The organism is Granulicatella sp. HMSC31F03 (assembly GCF_001807725.1).
Classification (GTDB): Bacteria; Bacillota; Bacilli; order Lactobacillales; family Aerococcaceae; genus Granulicatella; species Granulicatella adiacens.
On the sequence record NZ_KV790845.1, the window covers coordinates 22,226 to 43,427 of the forward strand.

The following is a 21,202-nucleotide window of genomic DNA, read 5'->3' on the forward strand; positions in this document are numbered from 1 at the left end:
CGCAAGGATTTGGAGCCCGTAAATTCTTATTCCTTAAGCATTTTCAAAGAATAAAAAGCAGGAGTCGGCGGTCTGTATTCTTTGCATTCTCGTTGGATGCGTGCTATACTATTCGCTGAGTTGAGAAATGTACACACATTTATAATAGATAGTTTGAAATTTAAACGATTGTAGAAGTCTGGTGCTCTTACGAAAAGCTCCAGACTTTTGTTATGAAGGGAAATCCCTCGTGTGCTTCTCACCGAAGTATCCAAGGAGGAAAATATGAAATTTAATGAATTAGGATTGGATTCTGCCTTACTAGAATCTATCGAAAAAATGGGGTTTGAAGAAGCAACTCCCATTCAAGCACAAACCATTCCAAAAGCGCTAGAAGGCTTAGATGTAATTGGACAAGCGCAAACTGGGACTGGTAAAACAGCTGCATTTGGTTTGCCAATGCTTCAAAAAATCGACCCAAGTAAAAAAGGCGTACAAGGACTTGTCATCGCACCAACTCGTGAACTTGCGATTCAAACACAAGAAGAATTGTTCCGTCTCGGACGCGACAAAAAAATTCGTGTACAAGCTGTTTACGGTGGAGCGGACATTAACCGTCAAATCCGCCAATTAAAAGAAAATCCACAAATCGTTGTGGGAACTCCAGGTCGTCTGTTAGACCATATTTCACGCCGTACATTAAAGCTTGCGACAGTGGAAACACTTGTCTTAGACGAAGCGGATGAAATGTTAAACATGGGATTCTTGGAAGATATCGAATCGATTATCAAACAAGTTCCAGAAAACCGCCAAACGCTTTTATTCTCTGCGACAATGCCAGATGATATTAAACGTATTGGTGTTCAATTTATGAAAGATCCAGAACATGTTCGTATCAAATCAAATGAGATGACAGCGACATTAATCGATCAATATTTCGTAAAATGTAAAGATTACGAGAAATTCGACATTATGACACGTTTATTAGACGTTCAAACGCCGGAATTAACCATCGTATTTGGACGTACAAAACGTCGTGTAGACGAATTAGCACGCGGACTTGAAATGCGTGGCTACCGTGCAGAAGGAATCCACGGTGACTTAAGCCAACAAAAACGTATGAGCGTTCTTCGTGACTTCAAGAACAACCATTTAGACATCTTAGTCGCTACAGACGTGGCAGCTCGTGGACTAGATATCTCAGGCGTTACACACGTCTACAACTACGATATCCCACAAGATCCAGAAAGCTATGTACACCGTATTGGACGTACAGGTCGTGCTGGTCAAGAAGGAATGTCTGTAACATTCGTGACACCAAACGAAATGGATTACTTACGTGTGATTGAAGAATTAACACGTAAACGTATGACAAGCCTTCGTCCACCAACGCAAACAGAAGCCTTGGAAGGACAAACAAAAACAGCCATCGAGTCCATCGACGAAATGATGAAAACTGTGGAACCAAGACGTTTCAAAGAAGCGGTATCTTACTTATTAGATGAGTACGAACCAGAAGAATTGGCAGCTCTATTACTCAAGAGCATGATTAAAGATCCAACTGAAATTCCAGTTAAAATCACGCCAGAACGTCCATTGCCAAGCCGCAAACGTGGTAACAGCCGCGGGAACTACAACCGTAGCGACCGTAAAGACAACCGCGGACGTAACGGAAAAGGAAGCTTCAAGCGTAAAGAAGACCGTCGTGGCCGTGGCTTAGAAGACGAATATACACGCGGATATAAAGGGAAAGATTCTCGCCGCCGTAACAACAAAAAGAAATCTGACAAAGGATTTACCATCCGTCAGAAATAATCAATGAGAGCAGACTAGTAAAACGCTAGTCTGTTTTTTTAGAATCTCATATTGACAGTATCTGCTATAAAACGGTAATATAATGAAAAAACATGTGAGGTAGAAGTAAATGGGTGCTCGATTGAAAAAACCGCTTTGGGTTCTATTCTTTTTTGTAGCGTATATTGTCATATACGGGGGAATTGGATTTGTGTTCGAACTGAATTCAATGAAATTAGGTCGTCAAGCGGATATGTGGGAGTTAATTGTGACGATTATTTGCGTTGGCATTTTGGTATTTTGTATGTACAAAGTACACACAAAATTGTTTAAGCCAAAAGTAAAAAGAAAAATTCAACTGAAGGATTTAATTTTTGTTTTTTTAACGTATATTGCTCTTAGATTTTCAGATTATTTGATTTATAGTTTGTGGAGTTCAATGGCGTATGGGACAAATCGAACAAAACTAGTTGATTTTTTCTTTAAGGCAACTCAAACAATAACGGCAGACAAATTTGTTTTTGCTTTAGAGGCACTAGAACTCGTTTGTATTGCACCTTTGATTGAAGAATTTCTTTTTAGAGGTTTTCTGAATAATTTGCTCCGAGAAAAAGTGAATGCTTTTGTTAGAATGTCTATCGTTTCAATTTTATTTACAGTTATTCATATGCCATATATTCATAATTGGATACAGTTTATAGCTTATCTTATTGGCTCTATTGTTCTTTTTCTTATGTATGAACGAAGAAGAAGTTTGTTTGACGCAATCCTATTACATAGCCTTCTAAATGGACTTCTTGTAATCTTGTTCATCGAAATACCGAAACGCTTCTTTTAGAAAATTAGTCAGTGACTTCTGTTAAAGGAGTCACTTTTTTTGTAGAAATCTTTTTGGTTTTAGGTTCATTTTAGTTTTAAGGGGTATTCTCTTATTAAGGAAAACGCCAAAAGAAAGAAGCGATTCTCTTTCAATAGAACAGTGTTTTGATACTATAAGGAAAAGAGGGAACCAATCATGACTGTTTTAACTAAAATCAGACCAAAAGAACCATTAAAAACTTTAAAGTGGGTTGACATCCTCATCGTGACGATGATCATGGTCGGGGAGTTTATTATCCGATCCACGCAACAATTTCTACAGAGTTTACAGCCGGTAACGGAAGTGGCCAAGCAGTATACGGAGACGACATCGTCCTATAGCGACGGGGCAGCGTATTCGAGTAACTTTACCTTACAGGTGAGTTTACTAGCGATTGCACTCTTATACTTAGTCATTCGTCATTACGACTTCAAGCAATTGAAGGTCCGTTTTCACTGGTCTGTATTCATCTGGGTACCAGTATTATTCACGATTGTCGGACTGTTCGGCGACGTCGTAACCACGCTGAGCGGCGAATACAATTACTTCGACCCAGCACTTGTACCGTTCGTGAACCCACAGGAAATCATCAATAAGCTCTTAGCGTTATCTCCAATGGCCAGCGCTTATGGGCTGTTAAATGGATTCTACGAAGAGTTCTTCTTTCTTGGCTTAATGACATCGGTGAAGGAAGAGCATCAGTGGAAGGCTTTAGCATTCTCAACGCTCGTTCGTTTCTCATTCCATACTTACCAAGGTATGCTTTGGGCACTCATTATCGGTGTGGTATATGGATTGTTCTACTACTTCATGTACAAGAAAGTGGTCAAAAACTTATTACCATTCTTCCTTATGCACGCATTGGCAGATATGTTTGGTTCAAGCTTCATCTACTTATTAATTGCATGGGCATATTAAAACTTATCACAGCGCATCCTGGACAGGGTGCGTTTTTTTGTAACTGTTTCCTCATTCTTCTTGCGGATATTTGATAGTAACTATAACGTTGCACCGGTGTAAGCCTGGGTCTTACACCTTTGAAGCTTCAAACGCGGAGTAAAGAATACTCCAACTCCGCGTAATTCACATTCAATGCGAATCACGTTACAGTTACTATAAATCCGCAAGAATTCGAGGAAACATAAAATTAATAAGTACATTACGGTCAAATGACTGTGAAAGGCTTCAATTACCATATATGGTAATTGCGTGTTGGAGTGGAGTAAAAATAGTGTAAAATCAAGCTTCTTTCTTATGTGTGAGGAGGGCGGTTATGGTATGATAGCGCTAGTGATATCAGTAAAAGCGAGGGGATTTTTAGATGTTTTATGTAAAAAATCAACGAAATGGGAAAGAAATCTACGATGCAACCACAAACTTAGCTATCGAATATTTCTTATTAAATGAGAAGAAACTCGATGAACCAATTCTGTTATTTTATATTAACGAAAATGCGATTATCATCGGGAAAAACCAAAATACCATCGAAGAAATCAATCAAGATGGTGTTGATAAACTTGGCGTACAAGTCGTTCGTCGTTTCTCAGGTGGTGGAGCCGTATATCACGATATGGGAAATATTTGCTTCTGCTTCATTACAGAAGATGACGGCGATAGTTTCCGTGACTTTGGGAAATTCACAGAACCAGTGATTGAAGCACTCCATAAAATGGGAGCAACAGGGGCAGAGTTACAAGGCCGTAACGACCTTCTGATTGACGGTAAGAAATTTTCTGGAAATGCGATGTATTCAAACAATGGCCGTTTAACAGCGCACGGAACATTAATGCTGGATCTAGATGTGAGCATTTTGCCACAAATTTTACGTCCAAAACAAGAGAAAATTGCGTCAAAAGGAATCAAGTCAGTTCGTTCACGCGTGACCAATATCAAACCTTACTTAGCGCCTGAATATCAAGATTTAGACATCTTACAATTCCGCGAAGTGCTCTTGAAAAACATCTTCAATGTGGAAGATACATCAACGATTAAAGAGTATGTTCTAACGGATGAAGACTGGGTGCGTGTAGAAGAATTACGCAGCAAGTACTTCAACAACCCAGATTGGAACTACGGAAAGAATCCAAAATTCGAATTCAAACAATCAAAACGTACACCAGCCGGACAAATCGAGTTCAGCTTGAACGTTGAAAAGAATGCCATCAAAGACATTAAGATTAACGGAGACTTCTTCGGTCTTGGTGAAATCAGCGATGTAGAAAAAGCGCTAGTGGGAGTTGGATACAACCGCGAAGACTTAACAACAGCTTTCGAAGCTATCGACATCCGCCGTTACTTCGGTAATGTGACAGTGGACATCCTAGTAAACCTATTACTAGGGGTAGAAGAATAAAAATAGAATACTCGGCTACAGTGGCCGATGAAGTGGAACCTGGCAGTAATGCTGGGTTCTTTTTTTAGGAAAAAAATAGTCAATGAATCCCTTACAGTATATAATGAAATAATAATGACTTTTATTTAATTTTTTCGGGAGGAAATGAAATTTGAACGAGCTAGACATCAGAGATACGAAGTTTACTTTCTATAAATCTATTACGGATTCAAATGGGAAAACCTATGTGATGGATACCCGTACAGTATCGAACAAATTATTAGAATTCGGAAACCTTTCATCTTCTGTAAGTGTGGATATGATTGAAATCGATCCAAACAATACAGCATTCGAGCAAAAAGCCACACTGACAAAAGAGTTTGTAGGCCTTACGGGTACGGTGCAAGTGTTTAGTACACTCACTTTTCGAATGATTACCAATTTTTTTGCAACGAATCCTTTGTATCAGCAACTTTTTATGAAGTTTTTCCTGTTTGCTTGTTCGCTGTTCATTTCTTTTCTTCTTGCAAAGTTTTACTTCTATGTTTATGACAAACAAGCGAAAGAGAACCTTCCGGAACAATCAAAAAGATATAGAGCTACATTTAAAGTGCATTCGCAAAGAAGATTTTCAGGATATCTTTTTGTAGCTATTATTGGCGCTTTATTCTTGGTATTTTTAAACGTGAATGATGGAACAGAAGGAGCGATTCTAGTGATGAATTCGTTACTTTCACTAGTGTTCTTTATCGTTTGTCTAGGGATGTGTCCTGTGAATTTGTATTGCAGAGACCAAATATTTATTTTAGAAAGTATAAAAGAGATTTAGTAACGCTATCGTTAATCTAGCTAGGAGGTGATTGAATGGTACAGTTGAAGTTTTCAAATTCGAATATTTTTTCTTATAAGTTAGTGGAAGGTGTACAGGAAAAGAAATATTTGATGGACCTTAGCTCAGTGCGTCCTAAGAGTGTGATATGGGGCGGTTTACCTGATACCGTTTCGGTCACCGCTTATGAATTAGAAAATGAAAATGTTCAATTCGAACTTAAAAATAAAACAAGTAATGGGTTGAAAGCAGGGATAATCGTCGCTATTCAACCGCTATTATATACACTGTATAACTTGTTGCATAGTTTGTTTGTGAGCTACAAGATTGGTCAACAACTGGGCATTAAAACTTTGTTGTTTGCCATCTCTATGCTTATTTCATTCTTAATGGTTATTTCTTTTTTGAACTTTAATAAAAAGAAAGTAAAAGATCGATTGGGGCAAAAACGTTTTGTTCAGACATTCGTTTTTAAACCGACTAAGAGAATTTATGATGGTTATTTCATTTTTATAATTAGCTTGGTTTGCTATGTTGTCTATTTATCTTTCAATAATGGTTCTGAGGGAGCGCTTCTGATTGTGAATACAGTACTTTCGATGTTGTGTTTTGCATATACGAATAGTGCAATTCCAGTAGCGGAGTATTACCAAGTAGGCACCTATGAATTAGTTGAAATCAGAGAGGAATAATAATAGGTACTAAAGTTTTTTCAGGAGGTGATTGAATGGTACAGTTGAAGTTTTCAAATTCGAATATCGGATGTTATCAGATTGTTGAAGCGTCGAATAAAAAGAGATATGTGGTTGATTCCAGTTCGATAAACTCTAAAGGAACAGTGTGGGGATTTTGGCCTGAAACCATTACTGTTACTGGGTATGAAATCGATAAAAATAATGTTCAATTTGATGTAAGACAAAAACCTCTAGATAGACCAATGACAAGTCTGGTCATAGCGATGCAACCAATCTCTGCTGGATTATATTTCCTTTTGAAAAATACGTTTATTGCTCTGGAAGTTAGTCAACAATGGTTGCTAAAGTTGGCACTGTATCTATTCACGATGATTTTTGCATCTATTTTTGTGAAAATCTCTTTATCACTTTCGCATAAAAAGGCGATGAGAAAATTAGGATCAAATCTTTCAAAATACACGTTTATTTTTAAACCAAAATCAAAGAGAGATTATACCGGATATATATGTTTTGGAATGAATGCTATTTTATTCTTTATATTTCTATATTTAAATGATGGAGCAGAAGTAATTATTTTAATTCTAAATGGAATCATCGCATTGCTAAGTTTTATGCTAACAACAAGTGCAATTCCTGTAGGATATTATGTTAATTCAGGGATGATTGAACTAGTTGAAATCAGAGAGGGATAACAATGAAGAAAGTTCAAAAACTAGGAATCGTGCTACTTGGACTTTGTCTCTTGGCGGGGTGTTTCTTCAAACCACAAATCACGAAGGAGCAACAAAATAATGTGGCCACTCGAATTGTTAGGAACTATGATGTTCAAGAGATTGAGTTTATTAGTTTTACAAAAAATGAGAGCACGGGAAGTTATATTTTGAACGTAAAATTAATAATGATGAGAATAAAGAAATTTCGATGCTATTTAGTGATTTAAAATTTCTTGAACAACCAGATGGAGATTTGTTACTTGGGCCAATTGAGGAGTTCCAGGATATAAAACGTGCAGAACAAATAACTGGTAAGATTGATTTATCAAAAATCAAGATAAAGTACATCGGGGAAAAGTAGGAATTCATATGAAAAAGAAAGCAGCAATAATCGGCAGCGCACTGTTATTACTGACAGTAGGTGGAGTAACAGTACTCAATGTGATTGATCCAAGTTGGAGAGAGAATACTATCTTTGCGACTACAAGAGACAAGCAGTTGGCGTGGCTGAAAGAGCATGAAAAAGAAATCTTAGCCTGGGTCAAAAGTCATTATCCACAAGTGAATAGTATTCAATTTGACTGGAATTTGGTAAAGGTAACAGCAGTAAGTAATGGTGTGATGAATGTTGGGTATAATTTATCTGTAAAAGGGACTGTAAATGAAATTCCTGAAACGTTGATTTTAGTGGATTTCTTAATGGAGAAAAAAGAGGATGTACCTAATATGTCTCAAATCGGAATGAACCATTCACCGAGAATAAAAAAGGACGGAGTATTATACAAATACGAGTGATATCTAAAAAGATTGGAGTTTAGGTATGAAAAAGAAAACAGCAATGATCGGCAGCGCCCTCCTGTTACTGACAGTTGGTGGAGTGACAGCACTCAACGTGATCAATCCAAGTTGGAGAGAAAACACCATTTTTACGACTACAAGAGACAAGCAGCTTGCCTATCTTAAAGCGCACGAGAAAGAAATCGTGGCATGGATTCACTCAAGATATCCAAAGGTAGAAAAAGTGCAGTTTGACTGGAATAGTATAAAAGTTGGGCCCGTGAGCAATGGTGTAATGAATGTTGGATATAATTTATCGGTTGAAGGGAAATTTAATGATATTCCTGAAACAGTCATTTGGGTAGATTTTTTATTGGATAGTGCAGATAACATTCCGGAAATGTCAAAAATAACAATGAATCAACCGCCTAGCATTATCAAAGGAAATACTATATATAACTTCGAGTGATTTTTATAATTGAGATTGGGATTTAGGTATGAAAAAGAAAACAGCAATTACAGTTAGCACCCTCCTGTTACTGACAGTCGGTAGTGTGACAGCACTCAACGTAATCAATCCGAGTTGGAGAGAGAATACGATTTTTGCGACGACGAGAGACAAGAAGCTTGCTTATCTTAAAGCGCATGAAGAAGAAATTGTAGCGTGGGTTCGCTCTAAATATCCTAAGATTCAGTCGGTTCAGTTAGATTGGAATACGATGAGTACTGAAAAAGTTAGTAACGGAATCTCAACGAGTGGATATATATTAACCGTTCGAGGAACCTTTAATGATCTTCCTGAAACGGTCATTTGGATTGATTTTTTGATGAGCAATCCAAATGATATTCCAAGTATGTCCAAGATAGTAATGAATCAACCACCGAGCATTAAAAAAGGTGAAGGATTATATATTTTCGAGTAACTTGATGAAGTATTATCTGTGGAGGTAGGTATGAAAAAGAGAGCAGCAATTACAGTTAGCACCCTGCTGTTACTGACAGTAGGTGGCGTTACAGCTCTTAACGTGATCAATCCGAGTTGGAGAGAGAATACCATCTTTGCGACAACAAGAGATAAGCAATTGGCATGGTTGAAAGAGCATGAGGAAGAGATTGTGAAATGGATTCATTCAGCATATCCTAAAGTGGAATCCGTGCAATTTGATTGGAATACTTTAAAAGTGAGGCCCGTTAGTAATGGTGTTTCAATAATCGGGTATAATTTGTTGGTTAAAGGTACTTTTAACGATATTCCAGAAACCATTATTTTTGTAGATTTTCTAATGGAAACAGCTGATAGTATTCCAAAAATGTCGCAGATTAGAATGAATCAACCACCAAGTATCAAGAAGGCTGATGGTGGAGTGTATTATTTTGAGTAACCTCCAAAAAAGATGGGAGTATGGATATGAAACAGAAAGTAGCCATTATTGGTAGTACAGTATTATTACTTGCGCTGGGAGGAGTTACAATCTCTAATCTTTACAATTTGGATTGGAAAATAGATTCAATATTTGCAACCCCAGCAAATAAGCAATTAGCTTGGTTGAAAGAGCACGAGAAGGAAATCGTGGCATGGATTCACTCGAAACACCCAAAAATTAATTCGGTGGAATTTGATTGGGAGACTATGGAAGTTAGTGGAGTATCCAATGGTTTAGTAAATACAGAATACAATCTATCTGTAAGAGGTACTTTTAATAATGACGAAAATACGATAATATTCATTGATTTCGAATTAGAAAAAAGGGATAGCGTACCTAGTATGTCAGGAATCAGAATGAATCAACCTCCAAGAATTAGAAGGAATAAAGTTCTATATATTTTTGAGTAAATTAGTTGAGATGAAAAGTGTGGGAAGAGTATGAAAAAGAAAACAGTAATTACAGCTAGTGCTCTGCTATTACTGACAGTAGGTGGCGTAACAGCGCTCAATGTCATCAATCCGAGTTGGAGAGAGAATACGATTTTTGCGACGACAAGAGACAAGAAGCTCGCCTATCTTAAAGCGCACGAGAAAGAAATTGTAGCGTGGATTCACTCAAAGTATCCGAAAGTAGAATCAGTACAGTTTGATTGGAACACATATCGAGTGGGAGCAGTTAGTAATGGAGTTTCCAATAATGGCTACAAACTAAGTGTAAAAGGTACGTTTAATGATCTCCCAGAAACTGTTCTTTATATCAGTTTTAGTTTAGATGATGCTGATAGTATGCCAGATATTTCAAGAATGGGGATGAATCATCCACCAGGTATTCGTAAAAATGGTGTCATAATTAATTATGAGTGATTGGAGTTCAGGTATGAAAAAGAAAGTAGCAATTACAGCCAGTGCCCTGCTGTTACTGACAGTAGGTGGAGTGACAGCACTCAACGTGATCAATCCAAGCTGGCGAGAGAACACGATTTTTGCGACTACAAGAGACAAGCAGCTCGCATGGTTAAAAGAGCATCAAGAAGAAATTGTAGCGTGGGTCCACTCTAGATATCCGAAAGTAGAAACTGTGAAATTTGAATGGGATTCACTACGCGTCGGGCCAGTAAGTAATGGAGTGTCTATTAACGGTTATAATTTATCATTGACAGGCACATTCAATGGACTTCCGAAAACGATAATTTTTGTAGACTTTCTTATGGATAAACCCGATAACATTCCAAATATGTCCGGAATCAGAATGAACCATCCGCCGAAAATCGAAAAGGATGATGGCGTTGTATACGATTATGAGTAGAATTCATAAAAAGACTGGAGTTCAAGTATGAAAAAGAAAGCAGTAATTACAGCAAGCGCCCTGCTGTTACTGACAGTCGGTGGTGTGACAGCACTCAACGTAATCAATCCAAGCTGGCGAGAGAACACGATTTTTGCGACGGCAAGAGACAAGCAGCTCGCATGGTTAAAAGAGAACAAAAAACAAATTGTAAAATGGGTGTACTCTGTCTATCCAAAGGTAGAGTCTGTGCAATTTGACTGGAGTACATTAAAGGTGGTTCCTGTTGGTAATGGCGGATTTACAACGGAATATAATTTATTGATAAAAGGGAATTTTAACAATAATTCAGACACAATTCTTATAGTTGATTTTAAATTGGAACAAATGGAAAGTATTCCTAGTATGTCAAATATAAGAATGAACCATCCTCCAAGAATAAAAAGAGATGGTGGAATTTATATTTACGAATAGCCTGATTTAGTGGGGTGACTATTATGAAAAAGATAGTGAGTTTACTCATGCTTACGTTTGGTATTTTTGTTCTAGTATCCTGTTCAAATAAGCCTAGCAAAGAAGCGATGAATGAGGAACTAAAGAAACCAGAAGTTGTTGCGGTAATCGAAGAAAGTCTAAAAAAATCTAGATAAAGATGCGTTTACTGAAAAAGGAAAAATAAAATCGTATGAAATTAATTACGATAAAACCGAACATAATTCTCGCCGAGGGATTGAAATAGAAATTTATATTAATGGGGATAGTAATTTGAAAATCAATAGTCTTATCACTAAGGATAATGGTAAATATGACGTTGCGGTCTCTGTAGAATCCAAAGAGCTTGATGATTTCTTGGAGGGTAGGAAATGAAGAAGAGAAAAATAGTGGTAATTATAGTAGCGATTCTATTAGGAATTTTCTTACTAGTAGAAAATTCAAAACATCGGGAGAAAGAACAGATTCGTGAAGAGTTCCAGAAACCAGAAGTCGTCGAAGTTATTGAAAAAACATTAAATAATTTAGAAAAAAATCTTAGTGATAAAGATGTCATTAAATCGTATGAGATTGATTATGATGAAACGCATCTTAATGCTTCAGGAAATGGAATTGAAACTCAAGTATTTGTAAATGGAAATCGTGATTTAAAAATCAGCTTACTCATCAGTAAAGATAAAGACAAGTATAGAGTAGGAACTGCAGTGGTTTCTAAAGAGGTGTCTGATTACGTGGAAGCTGAAGAAAAATAAATTGAGGAGTAGCCGTTCCTTATCTTAAAAAACTTCAATTAAATCAGCCTAACCTAGCAGTCATGCTGGGTTCTTTTTTTGCTTGCGCGTATAGTAAAAACGCTGGGGGAGCAGTATAATAAAGATAAGTTCAGGAATCCGTTTTTAGGGAGAGGGGTTGTTGGAAATGAGTCAAAAAGTTAGAGACATTGTCATCATTGTGTTTGGGGTCACTAGTGGCGCAAATGCAATCTATCAGCTAGTATTTCGTCAAGATATCGTGCTGTTTTTTATGAGTGCGATGTTTAGTAGGCTTGCCTTTTATACTTGGGTAAATCGGGATAATCCAGATAAGCTCAAAAGGATCAATTTCGGAGGAGCGGTCATCATTGTTGGGATGTTAGCCACTATCGCTTTTATTCTCATCATGAATCATTTCTTTGGGTTTGAGCAATGGGAATCGTGGCAAAAACCCGTCGTTAAATTTACGTTTATCTTTGGGTTAGTGACGGTAGTGAATCGATATTTTAAAAAATAATAGTTTGATGGAGGCGTCATATGGCACTTTTACACGTTTCATTCTTTTCAAAAACATTAATGAGAACAATTCCCTTGTCAGTCTACTTACCTAGCGATGCGGTGGATTTCAATAATCAGTATCTCTGTGAAGGACCGTACAAAGCGCTGGTGCTACTGCACGGAGTATTAGGCAGTGAACAGGACTGGGTCAACCAGACGCGAATTCTTCGTTACGCAAAAGAGAAAAATCTTGCCTTAATCATGCCTTCGGGGGAAAATCATTTTTACGTAGACCAACCATGGAACTATACGAACTATGGAGAATTTATCGGGGTGGAGCTTCCAGAAATCTCACGCCGAATGTTTCCTATTTCTCGAAAACGTGAAGACTTAGGCATTGCCGGGCTTTCGATGGGTGGATACGGGGCGCTTCGAAACGGCATCAAATATCAAGACACCTTTAGCGTGATAGCTTCGTTTTCGGGCGCCATTTATAAAAATGCATTACCCTTCGAAGAGGATAGTAGTTCTCCATTTTTCTTAACAACTCGATACGCTAAATCGATTTTCAAAGATCAAGACTATTATGATTCGCACGGGAATCAATTGTTTAAAGCGATAGAAAAAGTCGAGAATCCTTCCGACTTAAAAATATTTATGACTTGTGGAACCGAGGATTGGCTTCTGGATAAAAGTCGTGAATTCAGTCGTTTTCTATTTGAAAAAGGTGTCCCTGTCATCTATAAAGAAAAAAGTGGCGGACACGAATGGGATTTCTGGGATTGGTCCATCAAAGAGTTTTTGGATTGGTGGATTCCAGAAGATGCAGACCTAGGCGTGTCTAGCGGGAATGTGAGGTAGAAGATAGCGCGATATTGTTGCAAGCATCGGGTTTGAATGGTAGAATATTTTGTATATTAGAGCGATGAACAAGAGGAGTAAAATGACTTTGTTTACGAGAGAGGGAAGACTTGGTGCAACTTCCTAGCATATTCATTTGAAGGTAGCTTGTGAGCTTACTCTACGAAATGCAGTAATAGAGTACGGAGACGACACTTCGTTACCAACATCGAGGCGTAATGAATTTTTACGCGAATATTAGGTGGTACCACGAATTTAATCGTCCTATGGAGAGTGTCTTCATAGGATTTTTTTATTGGACAAAAACAAGATACAAGGAGGAAAATCAATGGCTAAAGAAATGTCATCTAAGTTTCAACCACAAGAAGTTGAAGCTGGTAAATATCAATGGTGGGTTGATTCAGGCGTCTTCCATCCAAACGAAGATCCAAACGCTGAACCTTATTCAATCGTTATCCCGCCACCAAACGTAACAGGGAAATTACACTTAGGACATGCTTGGGACGTAACGTTACAAGACATGATTATCCGTCAAAAACGTATGCAAGGTTTCGACACTTTATGGTTACCAGGAATGGACCATGCGGGTATTGCAACACAAGCAAAAGTAGAAGAAAAATTACGCGGTGAAGGCTTATCTCGTTATGACCTTGGCCGTGAGAAGTTCCTTGAACAAACATGGGAATGGAAGGAAGAATATGCCAGCCATATCCGTGAACAATGGGCAAAAATGGGGATTTCTGTAGACTACCGCAGAGAACGTTTCACATTAGATAGAGGCTTATCTGACGCCGTGAAGAAAGTCTTCGTAACTTTATACGAAAAAGGCTTAATCTACCGTGGTGAATACATCATCAACTGGGACCCTAAAGCAAAAACTTCATTATCTGATATCGAAGTTATCCATAAAGACGTAGAAGGCGCGTTCTATCATATGAACTACCCTCTAGCAGACGGAAGTGGATTCCTAGAAATCGCAACAACTCGTCCAGAAACACTTCTTGGAGATACAGCTGTTGCGGTTCACCCAGACGATGAACGTTATCAAGAGCTTATCGGGAAAACAGTGATCTTGCCGTTAATGAACCGTGAAATTCCAATTATCGCTGACGAATACGTGGAGCAAGATTTCGGAACAGGGGTTGTAAAAATCACTCCAGCGCACGACCCGAACGACTTTGAAGTAGGGAACCGTCATAACTTACCTCGTATTAACGTGATGAACGATGATGCGACGATGAACGAGTTAGCCGGTAAATACGAAGGCATGGACCGTTTTGCGGCGCGTAAAGCTATCGTGAAAGATTTAGAAGAAGCTGGCCTTCTTGTGAAAATCGAAAAACATTTACACAGCGTTGGTCACTCAGAGCGTACAGATGTCGTCGTTGAACCACGTCTTTCAAAACAATGGTTCGTGAAAATGGGACCGTTGGCAGAGCAAGCCATCAATGCGCAACGTGCGGAAGGCGACAATACTGTAAACTTCTACCCACCACGTTTCAATGATGCGTACTTACGTTGGATGGAAAACATTCACGACTGGGTAATTTCACGTCAATTATGGTGGGGACATCAAATTCCAGCTTGGTATCATAAAGAAACAGGCGAAGTATTCGTAGGCATGGAAACTCCAAGCGACAGCGAAAACTGGACACAAGATCCAGACGTATTAGATACTTGGTTCTCATCTGCGTTATGGCCATTTTCAACAATGGGTTGGCCGGACGAAGATGCAGCCGACTACAAACGTTACTATCCAACAAATACACTTGTAACAGGATACGACATCCTTACTTTCTGGGTAAGCCGTATGATGTTCCAAGGGTTAGAATTTACAGGAAAACGTCCATTCAAGAATGTTCTAATTCACGGATTAATTCGTGACAGCCAAGGACGTAAGATGAGTAAGTCTCTTGGAAACGGGGTTGACCCAATGGAAGTCATCGAGCAATATGGTGCCGATGCGCTTCGTTGGTTCTTAGCAAACGGTTCTGCTCCAGGGCAAGACGTTCGTTACTCAACAGATAAGATGGATGCTGCATGGAACTTCATCAATAAGATTTGGAACGCAAGCCGTTACGCATTAATGAACGTGGGCGATTTAACAGCGGACCAAGTGGATATCTCTGGTGAGAAGACTCTTGCAGATAAATGGATTTTAACACGCTTAAATCAAACGATTGGCAAAGTAACAGAACTCTTTGAGAAATTCGAATTCGGTGAAGCAGGACGTCTATTGTACCGCTTCATCTGGGATGATTTCTGTGACTGGTATATCGAAATGTCGAAAGAAACATTAGCAGGGGACGACGAAGCTGCCAAATTAACAACACGTAGCATTCTTGTATATGTATTAGACAACACATTACGTCTATTACATCCAATCATGCCTTTCGTGACAGAAGAAATCTGGCAATCTGTTCCTCACGTTGGGGAATCATTAGTGGTCGCAACTTATCCAACGGTTCACCCAGAACAAATGGATGAAAAAGCAGCTGAAGAAATGGAATTCTTAATGGACTTCATCCGTTCAGTACGTACGGTTCGTAACGAAATGAACACACCATTATCAAAACCAATTAACATCATTGCGAAAGTAAGCGATGCAGCGCACTACGCTGTCTTGAAAGAAAACGAATCTTACATTGCACGCTTCTCAAATCCAGAAGAATTCGTGTATGGTGAAGACGTTGAAGCGCCATCTGATGCGGTAACTTCAGTGATCACAGGTGCTGAAATTTACTTACCATTAGCAGGATTAATCAACATCGAAGACGAAATCGCTCGTCTTGAAAAAGAAGCAGAGAAATTGCAACAAGAAGTGGATCGTGTCGAGAAGAAATTATCGAACGAGAAATTTGTGGCAAAAGCTCCTGCAACAGTTGTTGAAGCTGAACGTGCAAAGGGTGCGGATTATCAAGCACAACGTGAAGCAGTGTTAGAACGTATCGCAACATTGAAGAAAATTTAATCCGTTGTAACGGTGGGGAGAGCGTATGAAGTGTCATGCGCTCTCTTTTGTATGTCACGGAGAGTCGTTTTCTGTTATGATAAATGAGTAAAATAGGAGGTGAGTGAATGATTCAAGAGTGGTTAAAAAAGAGCGAGAGTATTCCGCGTAAACATGGATTGTACCGCATGGAGGCAATTCTAGAGGCGCTTGGAAATCCGGAACGAGAATTAAAGAGTATTCATATTGCTGGGACGAATGGAAAAGGGTCCACTGCAGCGATGGTGACGGTCTTTGCAAAAGCGCATGGATTGCGAGTAGGGACATTCACTTCACCACATATGGACAGTATTAGGGAACGGATTCAGCTAGACGGAGTGCCTCTACGTGAGGAGTCGTTCTGGCAAGCAGCATCGGTGGTAAGAGAGGTGGAGCGCCTCTTATTCGAAGAGTGGGGAGCCTTTAACTATTTCGAGATTTTAACGGCGATGATGTTTGTCGTCTTTCAACAAGCAGCCGTCGACCTTGCGATTATTGAGGTCGGGATTGGAGGTCTTCTCGATAATACGAATGTTAGCCATCCACTCGTCAGTGTCATTACGACGATTGGGTTGGACCATCAAGACTTACTCGGAAGTACGTTGAAAGAAATCACTGCGCAAAAAGCAGGGATTATTAAGGCTGGGCAACAAGTGGTTGTTGGACCAGTCACGCGTGAATGTATGGATGTAATTAGTGGAGTCGCTAGTGAGAAAGGCGCAATGGTGCAGGTTTTTGGGGAGTCATTTTCGCTGGTAGAAGATTCGTATCAAGATGGAGCGTTAACGATTCCGCTGGAACAGTTAGCCCTCAAAGGAGCCTTCCAAAAGGAGAATGCGACCGTGGCAATTCGAGCGTTCCGAGCATGGATGGAAGAAACGGGAAGAAGTATGCAGACTAAATTAGTTGAGTCAGCCCTCCCTGTCGTTTCTTGGCCAGGACGCATGGAAGTGTTGCAAGACACGCCACTTATTATCATTGATGGTGCTCATAATTTGCCTGCCATCGAGCGACTCATACAAAATATGACGGAACTCTTTGGCAAGAAACAGACACTCTTATTTAGTGCGCTTACTCGAAAGGATAGTCAACAAATGCTTGCAAGATTACAAGAAGCTCTTCCAGATGTGAACATCATCTTAACGAGTTTCCATCCTTCAAGAGGCCTGTCGATAGCTAGAAGTGACGTGGAAGCGTACTTAGATTCTCCCAAGATTTCCTTTGAAGAAAGCTTTGAAGAAGTTATCGAACGGTTTGCCTGCTCGATAGATGATAAGAGCGAATTATGGGTGACGGGCTCTCTCTATTTTATCGCTGAAGTTCGTCATTGGTGGAACAACCGCAAGCCTAAAGAAGAGTAGACATCGTAACTCTTTGTAGAGAAAATAAAGAGGAAGTGTCACAATGATTGAATCGAGATTATTAGAAGTACCTTTAAGCGCCATGCCACGAGAACGCCTCGAACGGTATGGCGCTAAAGTGCTTGAAACCCATGAATTATTAGCTATTTTACTAAGGACAGGTTCTAAAGATTTGAATGTATTACAATTATCCATTGTGGTTTTGAATACTTTTGAAGATTTGCATTCGTTAAAGATGGCAAGTCTGGACGAACTCATGCACATTAATGGGATTGGACGAACAAAGGCCATTGAACTAAAGGCGGCCATTGAACTAGGAGCCAGACTAAACAAAGCTTCTCAGATGAAACTAGGAAAAATCACGTCTTCTAAAATGGCGGGGCAGTGGATTGTAGAAGAGTTAAAAGATGCCTATCAAGAACATCTTGTAGCGCTCTATTTGAATACTAAGAATGAAGTAATAAAAAAGAAAATGATTTTCATCGGCGGATTAAATAGTGCGGTTGCTCATCCAAGAGAAATCTTTCGGGAAGCAGTGAGATATTCGGCAGCACGTGTCATCATTGGACATAATCATCCGAGTGGGAATCCTGAACCGTCTCAAGCAGATATTGATTTTACCAAAAGACTGATGGATTGTGGGGAATTAATGGGGATTGAACTTCTAGATCATTTTATTGTGGGGGGAGAGCATTTTATTTCTTTGAAAGAAATCGGAGTATTGTAAAAATAAAATGATTATTTCATTTTTCTTGAAAAGATGAAAATTGAAGAAAATGAAGAATTTCAGATTTCACGAAAAATAAACGTGAAAAATAAGGAAAGCATTCGGAAAAAACGCATAAAACTTCAATTGTTCATAAAATTTCTATCCGAATTCGGAAATACTCTTGTAAAAAGGTTTCTTAGATGGTATACTGAACTTGTGTTTTTGTTAGGTATAGAAATAGTGTAAAGATTTACTCCTTTCGAACCATTAGCAAGAATATGAATAACAAGTGCTATGGCACAAGGAGGAAATGTTCATGGAACAAGGTACAGTAAAATGGTTTAACTCAGAAAAAGGTTTTGGGTTTATCGAACGTGAAGGTGGAAACGATGTATTCGTACACTTCTCAGCAATCCAATCTGAAGGATTCAAAACATTAGAAGAAGGACAAGCAGTTCAATTCGATGTTGAAGAAGGCGCTCGTGGACCACAAGCAGCTAACGTAGTTAAACTATAATTTAAGTTTAAACGATGATACCACCGGTTTTCCGGTGGTTTTTTTATTTTGCCTAATACTTTTTTCAAACGATAAATTTGATTGATTAAAAAGTTAGAATGACTTGTTTAGGGAGAAAATTTTTGGGTCAAAAAATGACAGTGGTAATACTTATGATTGAAGAAAAACGGGAATTATTCCCAAGTTCTTTGAATTGCGCTTTCTTTTGGAGGTATATCAAGTTTTCAGAAAAAAACCAAATAATACCTAAAAAATATGTGAAAATTCAATTGGTTTTTATAGAAATTTTATAAAAATTATGATAAATTTTAAAGGTAAAGAATGCTACGAAATTCACTAAAAAATGGATAGTAAACAATTTGGGAATAGACTAGCATAAAATTACATTGTACATTTACAATTGAATATTTAGAAAGGAAGGAAGAATGTATGAATAAGAAATTACGATCTTTGTTTCAAATCATTGTTCTTTGTTTAGGGATCTTTATCCAACCCTTCGTTGCTCTTACTAAAGTGCACGCCACAGAGTATAATGATGTCATCACTAGTGTTGGTGTGAAAAACAGCTCTGGTGGGGATTTGAATCAAGGATTAGATATTTGGCAAGATTTTCGTCTTACTGCGACTTTCCAACTGCCAGATAACAAAGTGCATGAAGGAGATACGACAACTCTAAGTTTACCATCTGAGATTGCGTTTTCGAATTCGTCAAATATTGAACTTCGAGACGGATCTGGTAACCTTGTAGCTACAGGACAATTAGATGCGGCTAACAAAACAATTACTATACGGTACACTAACTATGTTGAGAACAAGTCTGGTGTTCGTGGAGAGTTTTTTGTTTATGTACGTGTTGATCACAGTGTAGTGAGTCAAGAAAAAAATATTGATGTTAAGGTTACTGTTGGAAGTAAAGTTTTAGTTGCTGGGAGAGTGCGCTATAATGGACCTCCAAAAAGATATGACTCTAAGATTGAAAAGAGTTCATTTCAACAGGCAGGAGACCCAGATAATGTAATTCGTTACAATATTACGGTTAACCGTAATATGGCCAACTATAGTAACGTAACGATTACGGATAAATTCACTTCTCCAAACATTTCATTTTTACCAGATACATTCAAAATCTATAAAGTAGATTGGGTGTGGAATAATGGAGATTGGACTTATCAAAATCTTCGTGATATGACTAGTACGTTGAAACCTAAATTGGTACCAAATGCGAATGGAGATGGATTTACTCTTCCGTTAGGAGATACCAATGGTTTTGGATATATGATTGAGTATCAAGCTAAAGCCAACTATGATTTAGTCGATCGAGAAATTATTACGAATACTGCAAATATGATTTATAATGGCGGACAAACTGAACAGTCTACAAGTTCTCGTGCGTATCAAATTGCAGGAGGGGTTGCAGAAGGGTATGTTTTCACGATTAACATCATAAAGTAGATGAAGCTGGACAACCTTTAGAAGGTGCTAAATTCGAAGTAGTTCGTGATCGTAACCAAGCTGTTGTAGGAACACTTACTACAGGACCAGATGGAAATGCTAGTGTAAATCAATTATTACGTGACAATTATACGATTCGTGAGATTGAAGCTCCTGCAGGGTATGATAAGTTAACTACGGAGATTAAAATTAATCCAACTGATTTTGGAACGGATAAAGCTGTAACGCGCGAAGTCCAAAATAGAAAGACTCCTCCAAGTACGAAGAAAATTACTTTCAGTAAAGTAAACTTAGGCGGAACTGAAATTGCGGATGCTAAAATTCAAATCTTCAAAGGCGAAACTGCAGAAGGTAATCCAGTACAAAGCTGGACATCAGAAGCAGGAAAATCTAAGGAATTAGATTTAGAGCCTGGAACATACACATTCCACGAAGAAGCAGCGCCAACAGGATATCTCAAAGTGACAGACATTACGTTCACAGTAAACCATGATGGAACAGTGACCGTAACAAAAGTCGGCGAGAAAGATTCTAAAGGTGAAGATAATAAAGTAGAAGCTAAAGGTTCAACACTTAAAATCACTGACAAAGACGATGACCTCCCACGTAAGATTACTTTCAGTAAAGTAAACTTAGGCGGAACTGAAATTGCGGATGCTAAAATTCAAATCTTCAAAGGCGAAACTGCAGAAGGTAATCCAGTACAAAGCTGGACATCAGAAGCAGGAAAATCTAAGGAATTAGATTTAGAGCCTGGAACATACACATTCCACGAAGAAGCAGCGCCAACAGGATATCTTAAAGTAACGGATATTACTTTCACAGTTAACAGCGATGGAACAGTGACAGTAACGAAAGTCGGCGAGAAAGATTCTAAAGGTG

Annotated in this window: 25 protein-coding genes, 1 pseudogene and 1 other annotated feature; all 26 genes and pseudogenes read left to right on the forward strand. The window is 38.5% G+C overall.

Annotation, left to right across the window (positions count from 1 at the left end):
- Positions 1-264: 264 nt before the first annotated feature.
- The gene (locus HMPREF3106_RS01440; RefSeq protein WP_070443928.1) at positions 265-1,794 is read left to right on the forward strand and encodes a degradosome RNA helicase CshA; all 1,530 of its coding nucleotides are present in this window, start codon (positions 265-267) and stop codon (positions 1,792-1,794) included.
- A 109-nt stretch (positions 1,795-1,903) separates the two neighbouring features.
- The gene (locus HMPREF3106_RS01445) at positions 1,904-2,611 is read left to right on the forward strand and encodes a CPBP family intramembrane glutamic endopeptidase (protein WP_070443931.1); all 708 of its coding nucleotides are present in this window, start codon (positions 1,904-1,906) and stop codon (positions 2,609-2,611) included.
- 177 nt (positions 2,612-2,788) lie between these two features.
- Positions 2,789-3,550 (forward strand): CPBP family intramembrane glutamic endopeptidase, encoded by a 762-nt coding sequence (locus HMPREF3106_RS01450; protein WP_070443934.1) that lies wholly within the window; start codon positions 2,789-2,791, stop codon positions 3,548-3,550.
- A 403-nt stretch (positions 3,551-3,953) separates the two neighbouring features.
- On the forward strand, positions 3,954-4,985 hold the full coding sequence (locus tag HMPREF3106_RS01455) for a lipoate--protein ligase (RefSeq protein WP_070437315.1): 1,032 nt from the start codon (positions 3,954-3,956) through the stop codon (positions 4,983-4,985).
- A gap of 151 nt (positions 4,986-5,136) precedes the next feature.
- Complete coding sequence (locus HMPREF3106_RS01460; protein ID WP_070443937.1) at positions 5,137-5,793, forward strand: DUF443 domain-containing protein; 657 nt, start codon at positions 5,137-5,139, stop codon at positions 5,791-5,793.
- A 35-nt stretch (positions 5,794-5,828) separates the two neighbouring features.
- Positions 5,829-6,485 (forward strand): DUF443 domain-containing protein, encoded by a 657-nt coding sequence (locus HMPREF3106_RS01465; protein ID WP_070443940.1) that lies wholly within the window; start codon positions 5,829-5,831, stop codon positions 6,483-6,485.
- A gap of 35 nt (positions 6,486-6,520) precedes the next feature.
- On the forward strand, positions 6,521-7,180 hold the full coding sequence (locus tag HMPREF3106_RS01470) for a DUF443 domain-containing protein (protein WP_005607019.1): 660 nt from the start codon (positions 6,521-6,523) through the stop codon (positions 7,178-7,180).
- A gap of 2 nt (positions 7,181-7,182) precedes the next feature.
- Positions 7,183-7,428: a hypothetical protein gene (locus HMPREF3106_RS01475; RefSeq protein ID WP_005607017.1), complete on the forward strand. Its 246-nt coding sequence runs from the start codon at positions 7,183-7,185 to the stop codon at positions 7,426-7,428.
- A 142-nt stretch (positions 7,429-7,570) separates the two neighbouring features.
- Positions 7,571-7,996, forward strand: coding sequence for a hypothetical protein (locus HMPREF3106_RS01480; protein ID WP_083281564.1), 426 nt, complete (start codon positions 7,571-7,573; stop codon positions 7,994-7,996).
- Between the two features lie 25 nt (positions 7,997-8,021).
- On the forward strand, positions 8,022-8,447 hold the full coding sequence (locus HMPREF3106_RS01485) for a hypothetical protein (RefSeq protein WP_070443943.1): 426 nt from the start codon (positions 8,022-8,024) through the stop codon (positions 8,445-8,447).
- 28 nt (positions 8,448-8,475) lie between these two features.
- Positions 8,476-8,901 (forward strand): hypothetical protein, encoded by a 426-nt coding sequence (locus tag HMPREF3106_RS01490; RefSeq protein WP_070443946.1) that lies wholly within the window; start codon positions 8,476-8,478, stop codon positions 8,899-8,901.
- Positions 8,902-8,931: 30 nt separating this feature from the next.
- Entirely contained in the window at positions 8,932-9,360 is a 429-nt protein-coding gene (locus HMPREF3106_RS01495) for a hypothetical protein (protein ID WP_070443949.1), read from the forward strand.
- Between the two features lie 26 nt (positions 9,361-9,386).
- Positions 9,387-9,812, forward strand: coding sequence for a hypothetical protein (locus tag HMPREF3106_RS01500; protein WP_083281565.1), 426 nt, complete (start codon positions 9,387-9,389; stop codon positions 9,810-9,812).
- A gap of 30 nt (positions 9,813-9,842) precedes the next feature.
- Positions 9,843-10,268 carry a hypothetical protein gene (locus HMPREF3106_RS01505; protein WP_070443952.1) on the forward strand — a complete coding sequence of 142 codons (426 nt, stop codon included), beginning with the start codon at positions 9,843-9,845 and terminating at the stop codon, positions 10,266-10,268.
- Between the two features lie 13 nt (positions 10,269-10,281).
- On the forward strand, positions 10,282-10,710 hold the full coding sequence (locus HMPREF3106_RS01510; RefSeq protein WP_083281566.1) for a hypothetical protein: 429 nt from the start codon (positions 10,282-10,284) through the stop codon (positions 10,708-10,710).
- Positions 10,711-10,737: 27 nt separating this feature from the next.
- Positions 10,738-11,163 (forward strand): hypothetical protein, encoded by a 426-nt coding sequence (locus tag HMPREF3106_RS01515; protein WP_083281567.1) that lies wholly within the window; start codon positions 10,738-10,740, stop codon positions 11,161-11,163.
- Between the two features lie 23 nt (positions 11,164-11,186).
- The gene (locus HMPREF3106_RS09510; protein WP_168160682.1) at positions 11,187-11,339 is read left to right on the forward strand and encodes a hypothetical protein; all 153 of its coding nucleotides are present in this window, start codon (positions 11,187-11,189) and stop codon (positions 11,337-11,339) included.
- 40 nt (positions 11,340-11,379) lie between these two features.
- Positions 11,380-11,556 carry a hypothetical protein gene (locus HMPREF3106_RS09740; protein WP_371327435.1) on the forward strand — a complete coding sequence of 59 codons (177 nt, stop codon included), beginning with the start codon at positions 11,380-11,382 and terminating at the stop codon, positions 11,554-11,556.
- Positions 11,553-11,933: a DUF1310 family protein gene (locus tag HMPREF3106_RS01520; RefSeq protein ID WP_070443955.1), complete on the forward strand. Its 381-nt coding sequence runs from the start codon at positions 11,553-11,555 to the stop codon at positions 11,931-11,933. Before HMPREF3106_RS09740 ends, HMPREF3106_RS01520 begins: the two co-directional genes overlap by 4 nt.
- Positions 11,934-12,099: 166 nt before the next feature.
- The gene (locus HMPREF3106_RS01525; protein ID WP_148129386.1) at positions 12,100-12,450 is read left to right on the forward strand and encodes a hypothetical protein; all 351 of its coding nucleotides are present in this window, start codon (positions 12,100-12,102) and stop codon (positions 12,448-12,450) included.
- Between the two features lie 20 nt (positions 12,451-12,470).
- Complete coding sequence (locus HMPREF3106_RS01530; RefSeq protein ID WP_070443960.1) at positions 12,471-13,292, forward strand: alpha/beta hydrolase; 822 nt, start codon at positions 12,471-12,473, stop codon at positions 13,290-13,292.
- A gap of 55 nt (positions 13,293-13,347) precedes the next feature.
- Positions 13,348-13,562 (forward strand) — a binding site (T-box leader).
- 58 nt (positions 13,563-13,620) lie between these two features.
- The gene (locus tag HMPREF3106_RS01535) at positions 13,621-16,263 is read left to right on the forward strand and encodes a valine--tRNA ligase (protein ID WP_070443962.1); all 2,643 of its coding nucleotides are present in this window, start codon (positions 13,621-13,623) and stop codon (positions 16,261-16,263) included.
- 107 nt (positions 16,264-16,370) lie between these two features.
- Complete coding sequence (locus tag HMPREF3106_RS01540; RefSeq protein ID WP_070443965.1) at positions 16,371-17,642, forward strand: bifunctional folylpolyglutamate synthase/dihydrofolate synthase; 1,272 nt, start codon at positions 16,371-16,373, stop codon at positions 17,640-17,642.
- A 43-nt stretch (positions 17,643-17,685) separates the two neighbouring features.
- Entirely contained in the window at positions 17,686-18,369 is a 684-nt protein-coding gene (gene radC, locus HMPREF3106_RS01545) for a RadC family protein (RefSeq protein ID WP_005606977.1), read from the forward strand.
- Positions 18,370-18,667: 298 nt separating this feature from the next.
- Positions 18,668-18,868, forward strand: coding sequence for a cold-shock protein (locus HMPREF3106_RS01550; protein WP_039849134.1), 201 nt, complete (start codon positions 18,668-18,670; stop codon positions 18,866-18,868).
- 429 nt (positions 18,869-19,297) lie between these two features.
- Positions 19,298-21,202, forward strand: a pseudogene (locus tag HMPREF3106_RS09225) (SpaA isopeptide-forming pilin-related protein); the annotation flags it as partial.